The following is a 15,924-nucleotide window of genomic DNA, read 5'->3' as shown; positions in this document are numbered from 1 at the left end:
CATTGATCCTTCGCGAGACTTGCCTCGAGCGACCGACCTCGTGATAACTAGACCGGTGAACTAAACGAGGAGAGATCGCTGCTTATCTAAAGCTGCCGAGGAACAAGGAAAACAAGCGGTGTCGACAATCTCAACGGAAATCGAAACGAAAACCGAAACGAGAATGCCTTCATCGCCACCTGTGCCTTCGATCGCAACTGAAGTCCTCAAGCAATATTGGGGTTACGAGTCCTTTCGACCGTTGCAAGCCGAGTCGGTTTCCGCGGTGCTTCAACGACGAGACTCACTCACCGTGTTGCCAACCGGGGGCGGTAAATCGATCTGCTTTCAGGTTCCTGCCATGTGCATGGATGGATTGGCGGTCGTTGTTTCGCCGCTGATTTCGTTGATGAAAGATCAAGTCGACGCTCTACGTACCTGCGGAATTGAAGCTGCCTTCGTCAACAGCACTCAAAGTGAACAAGACAAACGCGACGTGGCGAACTCGATTCGTTCGGGCGAACTTAAATTGCTTTACATGGCGCCCGAGCGACTGCTAATGCCGCGCACGATCGACTTTTTGAAGTCATCGGGAGTCAGCTTCTTTGCCATCGACGAAGCTCACTGCATCAGCAACTGGGGCCACGACTTTCGGCCCGAGTACCGAGGTCTTCGCACGCTCAAGCAACAATTCCCGGGCGTTGCCGTTCATGCCTACACGGCCACCGCTTCGGAAGGCGTGCGTAATGACATCGCCGAACAACTTGGTCTCAAGAACGCAGAGATCTTAGTTGGTGACTTTGACCGCCCCAATCTGACCTATCGAATGTTGCGAACCCAGGGACGCATTGGACAAGTCATGGAAGTGGTCAATCGCCATCAAGGCGAATCAGGAATCGTGTACTGCATCAGCCGTAAAGAAGTGGAACGAGTTGCCGCGACATTGACATCCAACGGAGTCTCGGCGTTGCCCTATCACGCTGGAATGGACGATGGCAAGCGGCAAGCCAATCAAGATGCGTTCATCAACGAAAAGTGCGATGTGATCGTGGCAACGGTTGCTTTCGGTATGGGTATCGACAAGTCGAATGTCCGATACGTTGTTCACGCGGGGATGCCAAAATCAATTGAACATTACCAGCAGGAAAGTGGTCGCGCTGGACGTGATGGCCTCGAAAGCGAGTGTGTATTGCTTTACTCAGGTGGCGATCTTGTGACCTGGAAGAAGATCATGTCGGGCGAACCGGGCGGACTTCGTGCCGCCGTGGCGTCACTTGATGCGATGTACGACTTGTGCAGCGGAGCGGTATGTCGCCACCGCGCGATCGTTTCATACTTTGGTCAAGAGTACGCGACGGATTCTTGCGACGCCTGCGATGTTTGTCTGGAAGAAATTGAACTTGCCGAATCTCCCATCGTGATCGGTCAGAAAATACTTTCCTGCATCGTCCGCCTGAACCGACGATTCGGTGCCGCTCACACTGCGAAAGTCTTGATTGGTTCCAAAGAAAGTCGAATCACGGATCTTCGGCACGACCAACTAAGCACTTATGGGTTGATGGCTCGCGAGGGTTCCGCTGCGATCCGTATGTGGATCGATCAACTCGTAGCCCAGGGATTTATCAACCGCACTGGTGAATACCAAACGCTTTCGCTGTCGGATTCCGGTTGGCAATTGATCCGCGGCGAAGTCACACCTCGACTAACCAAAGCCGGCCCCGAAACCAAGTCTCGGGCATCTAGCGCCGGTAAATCCAAAGCCGGCAAAGAGGCTTCATGGGAAGGCGTGGATCGCGGACTCTTTGATCGCCTTCGCCAAGTCCGTTCGCAGTTAGCCGCTAGCGCCAAAGTGCCCGCCTACATCGTCTTCGGCGATGCAACGCTGCGGGAAATGGCGATCGCTCGACCGAGCGATTTAAAGAAACTTGGTTTGCTGAAGGGAATCGGAACCAAGAAGCTTGCCGACTACGGCGACGTGTTTCTAGATGAAATCAAAAGCTACTGCGTTGAACACAACGTGGCTCAAGATCAAAACGCCTAGCGAGCAGCCTCAGCCGTGTTCATTCGGGCTTTGCGCGGCTTGCCATCCGCAAGTCGGAAACCGTATCACGTTCCGGGGAAAGCAGGGTGTGCAGTTTCATTTCGGTAGTGCGTTCGCCCGGCGGCTCAAACCCAGGCGGGCTGCCCCACCAAATTCGTCGCCCATCGTGCGTGGTGAGCTCCAACTGGGGCACTTCGCTCAATCGAGGGTCGCCGCCGACATCGATGCTCTTGATGCCAACTTGCTCGCGAAAGGGAGCGAGAACTTCGGCAAGCTTGGCAGCCGCTTCCACTCGCGAATCGCCAAACCGCGATCCGGGCCGTTGATTGGAATCCGCCCCCGGCACGTTGATGTGAATGAAATCTCGCGTTTCGCTTCGAGAAAACTCCTCGCTTGGCAGAAGTACGCCGTCGCCATCAACGGGCAAGTAGTACTTTTCGTGGTCGGCGTATTGCGGTTTGAACACACGTGTCATCGCAACGGGTTCTCGATATTCCAAACGGACATCGATGGTGCCGCCTGCCAACTTTCGAACACTGCTAACGTTGCGAACCCAAGGATGCATCGAAAACGCGGAAGCAATCTTTGCGCTAGCGGTCCGATCGAGCAACGACAGGCCGTCCATCGCGGTGTCTTGATAAACCGATTTGGCAACATCCGAACGGACGTAACTGGGCGGCGGAGTGACTTGAATCGCACTGAGCTCGACACCGAAATACTGCTGGGCAACGTGCTGGCTACCCCATTTGTGCCACGCCAGATAGCCGCCAAGAATCAAAACCGCTGGCCAAATGATAGCGAGAGCCGCTGGAGCCTTGATCAATTGGCGCAGCACGTCGCGAATTGGCCGGTTCGATTCCGGTTCCTCCGAACGCATCGCCACACTGATCTCCCTATCCCTGACTCACGTGATGCCAAATGAAGGCGTCTTATATCTCCCGAACATCCGAATCCATGGGGAATCAGCGTCGCGGGGACAACAAGCCTCTTCAAAGCCAAGAACTACCAGATTTGCAGGTTCAACTGCAAGTCGATCCCTGTCTGAAGCAATACTTGTTCGCGAACGCGCTCGATCAGCTTCAAACACTGATCGCTCGTAGCACCGGCGTGGGCAATCAGATATTGAGGCTGCTGGGCATCAAGCGAAACGTCACCCTCACGCATCCCGGAAAGGCCAACCGAATCAAGCAGTTCGCGAACGGGCATCCCATCGGGGTCGATGAACGGCATCGCAATCCGCCGCTCTTCGTTGGGTCGAGCCGAATTTCGGTTGATCCAGAGCTTTTGCATTCGTTTGGTGAGCTGGCTAACGTCGCGATCTTCCAACGCAAAATTCACTCTCAAGACGGTCACACCGGAAAGCGAGGTTTTGCGGTGCGAGAACCCCACCTCCTCTTGCGCCAAAGTTGTCGTTTCGCCGCTGGGTTCAAGCACGGTAATGCTCTCGACGGCACTTCCGATATCGCGTCCGCCACTCGATGCGTTGCCCACGACTGCACCACCGACGGTACCGGGGATGCCGATTAAGTGTTCCAGGCCAGCTAGGCCAGCCCCCACCGCTTCAATGACCGCGTGCGACAGCTTCACTCCGGCACCGACGCTTAGCTTGGTTCCCTCGACGATAACGTCGCCACCGGCGATCTGGCCAAGCGAAATCACAAGCCCATCGACGCCCGCTTCTCGAACAAGGACGTTGCTTCCGCTCCCCAAAACTCGAACCGGCAATTTCGCTTGCGACGCGGCAACCACCAGTTGGGAAAGCTCTTGGTTATCACTCGGCTGAGCAAAATAATGAGCCGGCCCACCGATCCCCAGCCACACTAAAGGCGCCAAAGGTTCGTCGGTACGAATCAGGTGGGAAAGGGAGTCTGGAAAACTCATATTGGCAAATCAACTCACGTCAAATCGGCTAGGCGTTGAGCGAGCGAAATACTCGCCCAACAGCCGAAAAGATAGCCTATAGATGCCGCTTGGGCTAACCGGGGCTCAAACGTCACCCGTTAGCCGCAAGAGCTGACTTCGAAGCTGGCAACTACGCTTGGTAGTTGGCAACCTTACACGGTACATCCAAGCGGAAACGCCTAGCCACCGAGAGCTTGACGAATCAAAGAACGGACAGGCATTTTTGGTTGATAACCCATTAATTTCCGCCGTTTCCATTGTCCGTTGTCTTGGGTAAAGACGATGATCTGCGGCAACATCTTATCTCCCTTGGTGAGCTGCTTTACCAACTCGGGATCGTCATCACGATTGATTACGGCCAAGCTGACCGAATCGAGTTCGCCCGTTTGGGCCATGGGGGTGATGGTTGTCTCTTTCAAGACATTGCAAGCCGGACACCAAGGTGCTCCGACCACCACCATCAAGGGCTTTTGCTGTTCCACCGATTGCTGGTAAGCCTCGGCGTAATCTTGCTGAAGTTGTTGTTCACTGGTGACACCCGAAAGGACGAGCGCTAAGAGCAACGAAACCATAGAGAGTTCCCTCTGAAAAAGAAAAGATGACCACTGGCGGTCACGTGAAAGCTCAGCTCCTACTGCCCAATCCTCTCCAGTCGGTGCCCTTTCGCTCGCGACAGCGGTTGAAAGGTTTATCACCCAGCCGACGTGGTTGAATCTTACGAGATCCTTCCGTGGCGGCAGAGATTGGTCAGCAAACCGCTTTCTCGTCCCTCGATTGCCGAATTCTTCGGCAAGTTCAACAGGCATGGAAAGCGGCTTTAACCTCAGACTGCCCCGCTAGGGGGTCTGGGTAAACTTTACGGATCGCAAAGCGTCTGAGGTTGCGGCGGAGTATAGAACTCGAGTTTGGCCTCACAAGTCCTTGACTCAGAAAATCACCAAATCGCTATTGACAGCAAACTGGAATTTCTTGCGATCCCCCCGGCCAACCGAGCCGCGTATTGACCTAAGCTTTTGAGCCCGAACAAGTTGAGGCGTGCCAAAAGAGGTGCGTCATTTCGCTCCACCCGCCTGTAGAGCACGTAAAAATTTTGCTCAGCCGCACAAAACTTTCAAATTTTCGGCACAATAGTACACATAGCCCCAGAATCACGAACGATTCACCACGATGGCTGGCGGCACCTTTTCACTTCTCACTTTCCACGCCATGAAAATTCGAGTCGGACTCATTGGAAGTGGCGACGCTTGGAAAACCCGTCACGGGCCCTCCTTGCGAGTGCTGCAAGATCGCTTGGATGTGCGTGCGGTCTTTACCACCGTTCCACGACTAACCGAGAACATCGCGGGAGAGTTCCAAGCCGACGCCGTCGACGGCTACCGCGCGATGATCACGCGCTGCGATATCGATGCGGTGTTGATCCTCGAGAAAACCTGGTTGGGCTGGCTACCGATGCTCGCTGCGTGCGAAGCGGGGAAAGCGATCTATTGGGCGGGCGACCTAGATGTGGACGTGCAGAATGACCAGAACGTCCGACGCTTGATCGAGGAGTCCGGCGTTTCGTTCATGGCCGAGTTCCCCCGTCGCTTTGCTCCCGCGACATTGCGACTAAAAGAATTAATTGCCACGCGACTCGGCAAACCACGAATGATTTTTTGCCACCGTCGAATGCTGCAGACCGAAGCGGCTTGCATTAGCGGCCATGCGGATCCCGTCCGCCACGAACTGTTAGAACTGATCGATTGGTGTCGCTATGTCGTTGGACGCAAACCGACAAAAGTGCTTTCAATGTCCCATCCCGTTGATCCGGGGCCCCATGGGTCGAACGAGTCTTCGGACTACCGATCGTTGAGCCTTGGTTTCGCCGGCACCGAGGACTCGCCCCCGGTAACAACTCAGCTTAGTTGCGGAAGCTATATCCCGGCGGCTTGGCAAGAAGCCATGGGATTTCGATCGCCAGCGGGGATGCACATCTGTTGCGAACGGGGGATCGCGTTCTTAGACCTGCCGTCGACCCTGGTTTGGTTCGACGAGGCCGGCCGGAACATGGAATCTCTCGATACGGAAATGCCGGTAGGTCAACAATTGTTGACCAATTTCCATCGCTGCGTGACAAGCCTATTGCGTAACGTCACCGACATCGATGACGTCTTTTCCGCAGCCGCTGTCCTGGCCGCCGCACGCGAGAGTGAAGCGACCGGTGCGTGGGTAAAGTTGAACGAAGCCGATGCCGCAAAACCTTGACCTTACCAAAGCTTGAACTCCGCCCCCAGTTCCAGCTTGGCTAGCCTGCTACCAACCGAGAACGTGTGCAAAGACTAACGGTGCGCAAATCGTTGCATCGCTTTGGATCATGAATTTGGGCGATTCTTGTTCGAGCTTGTACCAAGTGATTTTTTCATTGGGCACCGCACCGCTGTAGCCACCGTAACTTGTCACCGCGTCACTGATTTGGCAGAAGTATTGCCATAGCGGAATATCGAGCTTCAAGTCTTGGATCAGCATCGGCACCACGCAAATGGGAAAATCTCCTGCGATGCCGCCACCGATTTGAAAGAAACCAATGGGATGATCGGGACAGGTTGCTTGATACCACTCGGCCAATTTCTGCATTTGTTTCGTGCCCGGCGCGATCCCATTGTGGTTGGGAACGCTTCCGTCAATCACGTGAGCCGCATAAATGTTGCCCAGCGTCGAATCCTCAAACCCGGGCGTGAAGACAGGAATCCCCATGTCTTTGGCAGCAGCAACCCAACTATTCTCTCGCGGCACTTGGTAGTGCTGGACTAAGTCCTCGTCGTCGAGCAGGTCGAACATAAACTCAACTGGCATTCTCGCCGCATTGGCTTCTGCGGCCGCTTTCCACATCGGCACCAAACGTCCTTCGAGGTGGCGCATCACTGTTTCAGGAATGCATGTATCGGTAACTCGATTGAAGCCCTGGTCACGAAGTTTGACTTCGTCTTCGGCTGAAAGAGCTCGCCAATTTTCGACAATCTCGTATTCGTTATGCGCCACTAGATTGAAGATGTCTTCTTCTAGGTTCGCAGCGGTGCAAGTGATGGCGTGAACTTTACCAGCACGGATCATTTCCGCCAGCGAAAGCCCCAACTCACCGGTACTCATTGCTCCAGCCAAAGTCACCATCATGTGGCCGTTGTTCTTACTCGATACAAATTCGCCGTACGCTTTGGCCGCGGCCAACAGCTCGCGAGCGTTAAAGTGACGGAAGTGGGTTTCGAGAAATTCGCTGACGTTCATGAGATTCATTTTTCCGAAAGAGGAGGCATCCGCAAAGCAAAATAGCGAACAAGACACCCCCTGCGAAGTAAGCATCTGCATCAGTTCCCTGACATCGCACAAATCATTGTCTAGCGCGATCGTCCTCATGCCTTCTACCTTTGGCACCTTCGATGCGGGCTATGAACCTTGTTTTGAAAGGCCGAAACACTCGCGTCGCGATGCTAAGTTTTTCGAGTGCTGAGTTTCGGGGCGTTAAATTTCGGGGTGCTAAATTTTGCTAAGCCGAGTCTTGAACTGAGCTAGCTAAGTTTTGAATGACCTGATTTTCAGATGCCCCGCGTTCCAGACGCCAGAGGTCGTTTTGGTTTGGTGATACTCGCCCCGGCGGTATCCTTACGAGGCGGTATCCTTACAAGGCGGCAACCTAATCAAGCGGTATCCTTATCGCGAGATATCGCTGCCTCAAGACCGTTCGCTTCGACTCACGGGCCAAGAATCATGAACCATCTCGCCGACTCGCTTTCGCCGTACCTGCTTCAGCACAAGGACAATCCGGTCGATTGGTATCCGTGGGGCGGTGAAGCGTTCGACCAAGCCAAGAAAACGGACAAACCTATTTTCTTGTCAGTGGGCTATGCCGCCTGCCATTGGTGCCACGTGATGGAACACGAGAGTTTTGAAAACAAGACGATCGCCGAATTCTTGAACGAACATTTTGTTTCCATCAAAGTTGATCGTGAAGAACGTCCTGACATCGACCAAATCTACATGAACGCTGTGCAGGTCATGACCGGTCGCGGCGGATGGCCGATGAGCGTTTTCCTGAACCACGACCAAAAACCTTTTTACGCCGGAACCTATTGGCCACCAACCGAACGTCAAGGAATGCCTGGATTCCTTCAAGTCCTCGATGCGATTGCCGACGCATGGAAGAACCGACGTGGTGACGTGGTCGAACATGCCAATGACATTTCTAAAGCATTGGTTCAGATCGCGATCGGCACTGATGATGGTCTTGATGATGAAGCCCCCGACGCAAGTGTGATCGAAGTCGCCACCGACCATCTGCTCAGTTCGCTCGACAAACGCGAAGGCGGATTCGGTTCGGCTCCCAAATTTCCGCACGCCACTGATTTGATGTTGTTGCTTCGTCGCGGTCAGATCACGGGTAATTCAGCGTTGACGGATGCCGCTGTGTTAACGCTCGACAAAATGGCGTGCGGAGGCATCCGAGATCACATCGGCGGCGGGTTCGCGCGGTACAGCGTGGATGGCCATTGGCTTGTCCCGCACTTTGAAAAGATGCTGTACGACAACAGCCTGCTTGCGACGTGCTACTTGCAAGCGTTTCAGGCCACCGGTGAAAAGCGTCATGCTGAGGTCGCCGAAGATGTCCTGACTTATCTTTGTCGCGACATGGTGGATGACGCGGGCGGATTGCATTGCAGCGAGGACGCGGACAGCGAAGGCGTCGAAGGAAAGTTCTACGTTTGGAAACCTGAACAAATCATCGAAGTGTTGGGACAAGAACGCGGTGAACGCTTTTGTCAAATCTACGACATCACTCAGCGTGGCAACTTCGAAGGCAATAGCATCGCCAACTTGAAGGAGCCAATTGAGTCGATCGAACTCCAGGCAGAGCTAGCCGATGACCGCGAAAAACTGCGGCGGATCCGAGACAAACGCGTCCACCCAGGACGCGACGACAAAGTACTTGTTGCCTGGAACGCGTTAGCGATCAAAGCTTTGTCGCTGGGCGGCGCGGTACTGGGACGCAATGATTTTCTCTTCGCAGCCATCCGGGCGGCCGAGTTTGTGTTTGACAAGATGACCAAGCCCGATGGTCGATTGCTACACGCGTTTCGCGGCAAAACAGCCCACTTGGATGCTTATTTGGACGACTATGCTTACCTGGCCGAGGCGTGCGTTTCGCTGTTCGAGACGACAGCGGATGCGAAATGGATCGAGCGTGCTGTTCAGCTTGCCGAAATAATGCTCAAGCACTTCGAAGACAAAGACCGCGGCGGATTCTTCTATACCGCCAACGATAGCGAAACATTGATCACTCGCAACAAGGACTGGCATGATGGGTCCTTGGTCGGTGCAAACGCGTCGGCGGCGTCCGCGATTTGGAAATTGACAGCGTTAACGGATCGCGATGACTTTCGTGAGGCGGTTAAAGAGACGCTAGTCAGCGGTAGCGTTGTTATCCGATCTCAGGCTGCGGCATGCGCTGCCCTAATCACAGTCTTGGATCGGTATCACGGTGATCACGAGCAATGGGGGATCGCGGTTCCGGACCACGCTTCCCTGGAATCGCTGCGGACGGAATTGGCCCAGGTATTTCGCCCGCAGCGAACGTTGTCATGGATCCATAGTGATTCGGAAAAGACATCCGAAATCATCAAACTCAATGACAATCGAAAAATGATTGACGGCAAAGCAACGCTTTATCGCTGCAAAGGGTTTACATGCGATGCACCAATCACAGGCCATGATCAGATTGTCCAGGCGTGGCGGGTCGCATCAGGTGCGTGAATTCGCCATCATGGGGCGAGCCAGAACGTTCTTCCTTCTCGTATAAGCCCGCTCATCGTGTCCGAAACGACCGCTACCGAAAACCGTCACGCGACGCGTGCGAAATTCCAGCGTCCCTCTGCCGATGACGTTTTCAATGTCGCCGTTTTGGGAGCGACGGGCAGTATCGGTACTGCAACCTGCGAAGTGGTTGCCAGCCTGAATCGGGTGGACGAACTCCCGACTTGGCGTGTCTGGGCGGCGTCGGGACATCGAAAACTTGACGAGTTAAACACCGTTGCCAGTTCGCTTGACCCGGCTCCTGAAAGATTGATTTTTTCGAACGTGGATGTCGCCCAACGTTTTTCCGGTGCCAAAAATTTTGAAATTCATGCTGGCCCTGAAGCACTGGTGGAAACCGCTCAACGAGACGAAGTGGATATCGTGGTGGCGGCAATCGTCGGGCGAGCTGGACTCGAGAGCACCTTGGCTGCGGTGGATGCGGGCAAGCGAGTGGCGTTGGCGAACAAGGAAACGATGGTCGTGGCCGGCCAACTCGTTCGACAAAAAATGGCCGCCAGCGGTGCTGAACTGTTGCCCGTTGATAGCGAACATTCGGCGATTTTTCAGTGCCTAGGAAATTGGGCGTCCGTCCGTGCTGGCGATCTGCCAATGGATGCGACCTGTCCCAAACCTCGCAAACTTATCCTGACGGCTTCGGGCGGCCCATTTCGTTCTTGGACAACAGATCAAATTGCCTCGGCCACCCGCGAATCGGCTCTCGATCACCCAACTTGGGACATGGGACCGAAAATCACCATCGATTCGGCGACGATGATGAACAAAGCTCTTGAAATCATCGAGGCTCGTTGGTTGTTTGATTTGCCCGCTGACGCAATTGAAGTGGTCGTTCACCCGCAATCCATCATTCATTCGATGGTTGAATTCGATGATGGATCAGTGATCGCTCAAATGAGCCCACCGGACATGCGGTTGCCGATCCAATATGCGTTGACTTACCCACGGCGGCTTCCATGTCCAGCTCCACCGCTTGATCGGACTCAACCATGGGATTTGTCGCTTGAAGTGGCCGATCGCGAGCGTTTTCCTGCTCTGGACCTGGGTTTTGAGGTTGCAGCGGCCGGCGGAACGGCGGGTTCGGTAGTCAATGCGGCCAATGAAGAAGCCGTCGGACTGTTCTTAGACGGCAAAATTCGCTTTACTGACATCGTGAGCGGCTGCCGAAGCGTGCTTGAGCACCACACCCACGATTGTGATCCAACGCTAGCAACCCTGCTGGAACTGGATTTATGGGCCAGGAACGAGATCCGAGTACGATTCGGTTCCTAGGTGGCAACTTCGAACAGTGGCATCGCTGAACTAGCGAAAGTGCCTATGCTTCGCTAGTAACTTGCTTGTTCCCCAACCTTTCAACTTCCCATTGGCACAGCCTCCGTGCTGTCCCCAGGCTGAACGCATGATTCTTGAATTCGTAAACGCACTCATGTCCCTCCCACTCGCGGCGACTGAGGAACTCGGGTTTTTAAGTGGTTTGCTCAGCAATATCCTGCTTTGGGGAAAAGTTGCACTGGGCATTGGGATGGTCATCTTCGTCCACGAACTGGGGCATTTCGTCGCCGCCAAGTCGTTCGGCGTGAAGTGCGAAAAGTTCTATGTTGGATTTGACGTGCCGATCAAAATTGGCCCGATCAAATTCCCAAGAACTTTGGGCAAGTTCCAATGGGGCGAAACCGAGTACGGCATCGGCGTGATCCCGTTGGGCGGTTACGTCAAAATGCTCGGCCAAGATGACGATCCTCGTAAACTCGAAGAAGAAAACGAACGAATCAAGCTTGAGGGTGACGTCGACGAAGAACCCACGCTTGATCCTCGCAGTTTCCCCGCAAAACCCGTGTGGCAGCGGATGATCATCATCAGCGCCGGGGTGGTTGTGAATGTAATCACGGGCGTGCTTTTTGCCGCGATTGCCTACGGCTACGGCGTTTCGTACATCCCGGCCGTTGTCGGTGGTGTATCACCAGGTGGCCCCGCGTGGCAGGCGGGGATGGAACCCGGCGGCAAAGTAATCGCCGTGGGCGACTACAAAGACGAGAACATGCCTTTTCGCGAAATGCGAGTTGAGATCGTTACCGAAGGAATGGACAACGGTTCGCAACCGATTCCGATCTCTTTGCAGTACGACGACGGAGTACGCGAATTTACACCGAATCCTGCTTCGTCCACCCATGAAAAAGACTTGCGGATGATCGGCGTCTTGATGCCGAATTCCACTTCGCTAGCCAAGAACGATTTCGCCAATCCGCAAAGCGTCGCTGCTGAAGTGCTATCGGAAGCCGACGCAGGTGCAACGCTGGTTTCGTTTGACGGTGTGGCCATTGATGAAACGCGAACGGTGCCCAGTACCGAGTTCTTCGATTACCTCTACACCCATCCTCAAAAGCCAATTGAATTAACGCTCAAACGAGCCGATGGTGAAACCACGACCGTCACGCTGCCTCCACAAATGACCAAGTCGCTTGGCGTTCGCTATGCCGCGGGCCAGATTTCGGCATTGATCAACGGTGGACCGGCTGAAAAAGCAGGCATGAAGGTTGGCGATACGATCACGGCTGTAGACGGAGACACCAATTTTGACGCATTTGCATTGGCGGTCGATTTGGTCGATTCGGATAAGGCCCGTACTTTCACGGTCCAGCGAGGCAGTGCCGACTCGGAACCCGTTGACATCACAATCGAACCCAAGAAGGTGCTACAAACTGTCGCGCCTGTTGTGGGAATTAGCTCGAACGTAGCAATCAATGCTTATGGATTTGCGTACGAACCCATTCCAGTGATTGCTTCGCTAAAGGATCCGTCGTTGGGGCAGGGCGATGAACCGCTTGCCGTTGGCGATCGCATCAAGGAAGTCCGCTTGGTGATGCCTGTGGACAAAACCCCTGAATACTTAGCTGATTCCCGATATGACCTGCTGTTAAAGGAACTTCGTGACGGTTGGGAATTCGGCGAATCGTGGCCTTTGACGGAATTCACCGAGTCGATGCAAATCTTCCCGCTGGGAACTCAGTTCGAAATCAAAGCGGTTCGACCACCCGAAGATCGAGTGATCACGAAGTTGGTGACGCTAACCCAAGATGACCTGCCGAGTTTCGATCGCGGGATGAACTTCCCAGCCCCCGAATCCATCCGCAAAGCTGCCTCGTTCGGTGAGGCTTTGACGCTTGGCCTTGCCGAGGGCAAACGGCGTTTTAACGACGTGACACGTTTCTTAAAGATGTTGCCCAAAGGCAAAGTCAAACTACGTCACGTCGGTGGCCCCTTGGCGATCGTGGACATCGCTAAGAACGAAGCCGAAAAAGGCATCTCGCGACAATTGATGTTCTTGACCATGTTGAGCATGAACTTGGCGATCTTAAACTTCTTGCCAATTCCAGCGCTCGATGGCGGGCACATGGTGTTCCTAGCCTATGAACTGATCCGTGGTAAACGAGCAAACGAGCAATTGGAATTCCGATTAACCGTCGCGGGACTGCTGTCGCTCTTGGCACTGATGGTAGTGGTGTTTGCGAACGACATATTGCGGTATTTCTGAGAAACCGTTCGGTAGCGACATGGGTGCAACCGGCTACACGCGTGAGTATCGATCTGCTTAACCATTAGCCAAAAAACCGGCAATGGTTCGGTCGCAGACCCATCCGGACGTGGCGGTCGTTTCGTGCCGGTAGCCGAGTTCACTCATCTAGAGAATGACGTTCACTCATCTAGAGCGTACGGTGCAAACAGATCGAGATTCACGACGAACGATTCCTCGAACGTTCGGATGTGATGATTCATCCGCGAGAATGCACCGTGGCTCACCAACGAAAAAAGGTGCGAGAGGTTAACTCGCACCTTTGGTTGAACATCGCGTCGAGGACGGCAACTACTGAATTTCAAGTAGCTCGACGTCGAACACGAGCACTTGGTGAGGCCCGATCGCGCCGCGGCTACCTTGCGCACCGTAGGCAAGATCCGATGGAATGTAAAGCTTCCACTTACTTCCGACCTTCATTTTTTGAAGACCTTCTTGCCAGCCTTGAATTACTTGATTGACGCGGAACTTGGCAGGTTCGCCACGTGTCACCGAGCTATCGAAGGTTTGACCATTGATCAGCTTACCGGTGTAGTGCACGACTACGGTATCCGTTGGTCCTGGCATTTCGCCATCGCCTTCATCAATCACTTTGTACTGCAGACCGCTTTCAAGTTCCACGACGCCTTCCTCGTCTTTGTTCTTGGCCAAATATTGCACGCCAGCGGCTTTCATCTTCTCGATGGCCGCTTCTTGACGCTGGCCAAGCAACGCTTGAATCTTGGCTTGGGTTTCCTTGAGTTGCTCGTCGGACAACGCAGCATCTTTCTTGTCCATGCCGTCTTGAAGACCGACGACTAAGGCGTCGAGGTTAAAGTCGCCTTTCTCAAATCCGTTTTGCAACATTTGCTGGCCAACGGACAGACCCAAAAAGTAGCCAATCGGCTCTACGTCGGTTGCTTCAGCTTTGGGTGCTTCGGCCGCATCGTCTTGCGCCTGGGCGGTGACAATGCAAAGGCTCACCATCATTAACAAAATGGTGAATTTGGCGGAGACCGCCATGGGGAATCGGGACATCTTTGTTTCCTAAGTGGTGTCGAATCGTTTGACGAAGAATAACAGGGGGCAGCAAATTCCACACCGGGTTACCTCATTTACCAAATGATTTACCGGTGATCATTCGCCGAAAGAATCGCGTTTTACTGGTTCAGTAAAGCGATCAATGCAATGACGACGGCAATTCCGGCAACCACCCAAGCCAGACCTTTCCAATTGATATTGTCGAAGGACTGACCGTAGGTTTCTTGGCGGATTTGGTCGATCAACATTTGCCGACTTCTTGAATTGGCATGATCGGCCGGGACGTCGTCCACTGCCCGATCTGCGGTCGTTTTGGCGTGAGAAAGGTCATATTTCTCAGCCAGTTCCAGCATCACCCCCTGAACCGTCCGGGCATTGAAAGGACGATCTTCGACCTTCTTTTCCAAGCATTGGTGAATGATGGCGTCCATCTCATCAGGACAATCAAAAATGAGATTTTTCACGTGCGGAGGTGTCGAATGCAGATGCCGCTCGAAGAGCTGCGCAAAGTTTTCGCCGGGGAATACTTTTTGCCCAGTCAACATCTCGTACAAGCAACAACCCAAAGCATACAGGTCGGCTTTTCCCGAAATTGACGTGTCGCCGGTAATTTGCTCGGGAGCCATATAGGCATGCGTGCCAACGGTCATGCCGGAATGGGTCAGGTCGGTATTGTGCAGATCCCGGGCGATGCCAAAGTCACCCAATTTCAGCTCACCATTGCGGGTCAAGAAGAGGTTGCCAGGCTTCAAGTCTCGATGAACGACCCCGTAATTGTGGGCGTGCTGTAACGCCGAACAAATTTGCCGAGCCAATTCGGCAACCACAGGCCACGAGATCATGCCTTGGCGAGCGAGCAGGTCTTTGACGGTTCCACCATCGACCAACTCCATAATGTAGAAGAGTTGCCCATCCATATCGCCGCCACCGTAGTAGGCGATGATATTGGGGTGCGTCAGCCGCGATAGAATCAACATCTCACGTTCGAAACGAGCGCGGATATTGGGGTCTTGGCTAACGTTGGGGTGCAGCTTTTTTACCGCAACGATCTCGTCGCTGCCAACTCGCTTAGCAGCGTAAATCGTTCCTACGGTTCCAACGCCTAGGATTTCACCTAGTTCGTATTGATTGAGATCCACACCGGCCATGAGTCAGGCCGTTAGACACCTGCGATTTTTTCGATCTTCACACGCGTGTGAGATTGACGGTGCCCAGTGCGTCGCTTGCTGTTTTTGCGACGGCGGAACTTCTGGATGTAGATCTTCTTGTCTTGGATGGTTCCCAAAACCGAAGCGGTGACGCTGGCGCCACTGACGGTGGGACTTCCCAAAGTCATGCCCGAGTCGCCACTGACAGCCAAAACCTTTTCGAAGGTAAGACTTTCGCCTTCGGCAATTTCACGGAAGTCGACGTCAAGCTCCATGCCGGGCTCAACTTTGTACTGACGACCGCCGTCGACGATGATGGCGTACATGATGACTCTCTTTGTTCTGCTAAAAGACAATATTGGACGGTTTGAACGCAATGGATCCCGTGCGGTTCTCAATGATGCACGGGACGCCAAAATGGTGCAGGT

General features: G+C 53.9%; 12 protein-coding genes. 5 read left to right on the top strand and 7 right to left on the bottom strand.

Features of this window, described 5'->3' with window-relative positions; genetic code table 11:
- Nucleotides 1-163: 163 nt before the first annotated feature.
- Nucleotides 164-2,020: a DNA helicase RecQ gene (recQ, locus tag Pla22_RS09305; RefSeq protein ID WP_146514367.1), complete on the top strand. Its 1,857-nt coding sequence runs from the start codon at nucleotides 164-166 to the stop codon at nucleotides 2,018-2,020.
- Nucleotides 2,021-2,039: 19 nt separating this feature from the next.
- On the opposite strand, the gene Pla22_RS09300 is transcribed toward recQ, so the two are convergent.
- The 3 genes from Pla22_RS09300 to Pla22_RS09290 all read right to left on the bottom strand — a co-directional run bounded on the left by Pla22_RS09300 (nucleotide 2,040) and on the right by Pla22_RS09290 (nucleotide 4,494).
- On the bottom strand, nucleotides 2,040-2,897 hold the full coding sequence (locus Pla22_RS09300; protein WP_242632036.1) for a cell division protein FtsQ/DivIB: 858 nt from the start codon (nucleotides 2,895-2,897) through the stop codon (nucleotides 2,040-2,042).
- Nucleotides 2,898-3,022: 125 nt separating this feature from the next.
- Complete coding sequence (locus Pla22_RS09295; RefSeq protein ID WP_146514365.1) at nucleotides 3,023-3,901, bottom strand: UDP-N-acetylmuramate dehydrogenase; 879 nt, start codon at nucleotides 3,899-3,901, stop codon at nucleotides 3,023-3,025.
- 200 nt (nucleotides 3,902-4,101) lie between these two features.
- Complete coding sequence (locus Pla22_RS09290; RefSeq protein WP_146514364.1) at nucleotides 4,102-4,494, bottom strand: thioredoxin family protein; 393 nt, start codon at nucleotides 4,492-4,494, stop codon at nucleotides 4,102-4,104.
- 634 nt (nucleotides 4,495-5,128) lie between these two features.
- Between Pla22_RS09290 and Pla22_RS09285 the strand changes: the two genes are divergently transcribed.
- A complete protein-coding gene (locus Pla22_RS09285; RefSeq protein ID WP_146514363.1) occupies nucleotides 5,129-6,163 on the top strand; it encodes a Gfo/Idh/MocA family protein in 1,035 nt (344 codons plus the stop codon).
- A 48-nt stretch (nucleotides 6,164-6,211) separates the two neighbouring features.
- On the opposite strand, the gene Pla22_RS09280 is transcribed toward Pla22_RS09285, so the two are convergent.
- Nucleotides 6,212-7,180: a deoxyhypusine synthase family protein gene (locus Pla22_RS09280; protein WP_146514362.1), complete on the bottom strand. Its 969-nt coding sequence runs from the start codon at nucleotides 7,178-7,180 to the stop codon at nucleotides 6,212-6,214.
- Nucleotides 7,181-7,660: 480 nt separating this feature from the next.
- On the opposite strand from Pla22_RS09280, the gene Pla22_RS09275 reads away from it, so the two are divergent.
- From Pla22_RS09275 to Pla22_RS09265, 3 genes are all read left to right on the top strand, one after another.
- Complete coding sequence (locus Pla22_RS09275) at nucleotides 7,661-9,700, top strand: thioredoxin domain-containing protein (RefSeq protein WP_146514361.1); 2,040 nt, start codon at nucleotides 7,661-7,663, stop codon at nucleotides 9,698-9,700.
- 147 nt (nucleotides 9,701-9,847) lie between these two features.
- Complete coding sequence (gene dxr, locus Pla22_RS09270) at nucleotides 9,848-11,029, top strand: 1-deoxy-D-xylulose-5-phosphate reductoisomerase (protein WP_242632035.1); 1,182 nt, start codon at nucleotides 9,848-9,850, stop codon at nucleotides 11,027-11,029.
- A gap of 154 nt (nucleotides 11,030-11,183) precedes the next feature.
- A complete protein-coding gene (locus Pla22_RS09265; protein ID WP_242631898.1) occupies nucleotides 11,184-13,289 on the top strand; it encodes a site-2 protease family protein in 2,106 nt (701 codons plus the stop codon).
- A 330-nt stretch (nucleotides 13,290-13,619) separates the two neighbouring features.
- On the opposite strand, the gene Pla22_RS09260 is transcribed toward Pla22_RS09265, so the two are convergent.
- The 3 genes from Pla22_RS09260 to rplU form a co-directional block, all read right to left on the bottom strand.
- Complete coding sequence (locus tag Pla22_RS09260) at nucleotides 13,620-14,345, bottom strand: FKBP-type peptidyl-prolyl cis-trans isomerase (RefSeq protein WP_242631897.1); 726 nt, start codon at nucleotides 14,343-14,345, stop codon at nucleotides 13,620-13,622.
- Between the two features lie 122 nt (nucleotides 14,346-14,467).
- The gene (locus Pla22_RS09255; protein ID WP_146514358.1) at nucleotides 14,468-15,496 is read right to left on the bottom strand and encodes a serine/threonine protein kinase; all 1,029 of its coding nucleotides are present in this window, start codon (nucleotides 15,494-15,496) and stop codon (nucleotides 14,468-14,470) included.
- A gap of 11 nt (nucleotides 15,497-15,507) precedes the next feature.
- Nucleotides 15,508-15,822: a 50S ribosomal protein L21 gene (gene rplU / locus Pla22_RS09250; RefSeq protein ID WP_146514357.1), complete on the bottom strand. Its 315-nt coding sequence runs from the start codon at nucleotides 15,820-15,822 to the stop codon at nucleotides 15,508-15,510.
- Nucleotides 15,823-15,924: the final 102 nt, after the last annotated feature.

The organism is Rubripirellula amarantea, from assembly GCF_007859865.1.
Classification (GTDB): Bacteria; Planctomycetota; Planctomycetia; order Pirellulales; family Pirellulaceae; genus Rubripirellula; species Rubripirellula amarantea.
This window is presented reverse-complemented; position numbering and strand designations above follow the sequence as displayed.

Coding starts and splice junctions, on each gene's coding strand:
- recQ (WP_146514367.1), top strand. CDS start 164: ATGCCTTCATCGCCACCTGTGCCTTCGATCGCAACTGAAGTCCTCAAG.
- Pla22_RS09300 (WP_242632036.1), bottom strand. CDS start 2,897: ATGCGTTCGGAGGAACCGGAATCGAACCGGCCAATTCGCGACGTGCTG.
- Pla22_RS09295 (WP_146514365.1), bottom strand. CDS start 3,901: ATGAGTTTTCCAGACTCCCTTTCCCACCTGATTCGTACCGACGAACCT.
- Pla22_RS09290 (WP_146514364.1), bottom strand. CDS start 4,494: ATGGTTTCGTTGCTCTTAGCGCTCGTCCTTTCGGGTGTCACCAGTGAA.
- Pla22_RS09285 (WP_146514363.1), top strand. CDS start 5,129: ATGAAAATTCGAGTCGGACTCATTGGAAGTGGCGACGCTTGGAAAACC.
- Pla22_RS09280 (WP_146514362.1), bottom strand. CDS start 7,180: ATGAACGTCAGCGAATTTCTCGAAACCCACTTCCGTCACTTTAACGCT.
- Pla22_RS09275 (WP_146514361.1), top strand. CDS start 7,661: ATGAACCATCTCGCCGACTCGCTTTCGCCGTACCTGCTTCAGCACAAG.
- Pla22_RS09265 (WP_242631898.1), top strand. CDS start 11,184: ATGTCCCTCCCACTCGCGGCGACTGAGGAACTCGGGTTTTTAAGTGGT.
- Pla22_RS09260 (WP_242631897.1), bottom strand. CDS start 14,345: ATGTCCCGATTCCCCATGGCGGTCTCCGCCAAATTCACCATTTTGTTA.
- Pla22_RS09255 (WP_146514358.1), bottom strand. CDS start 15,496: ATGGCCGGTGTGGATCTCAATCAATACGAACTAGGTGAAATCCTAGGC.
- rplU (WP_146514357.1), bottom strand. CDS start 15,822: ATGTACGCCATCATCGTCGACGGCGGTCGTCAGTACAAAGTTGAGCCC.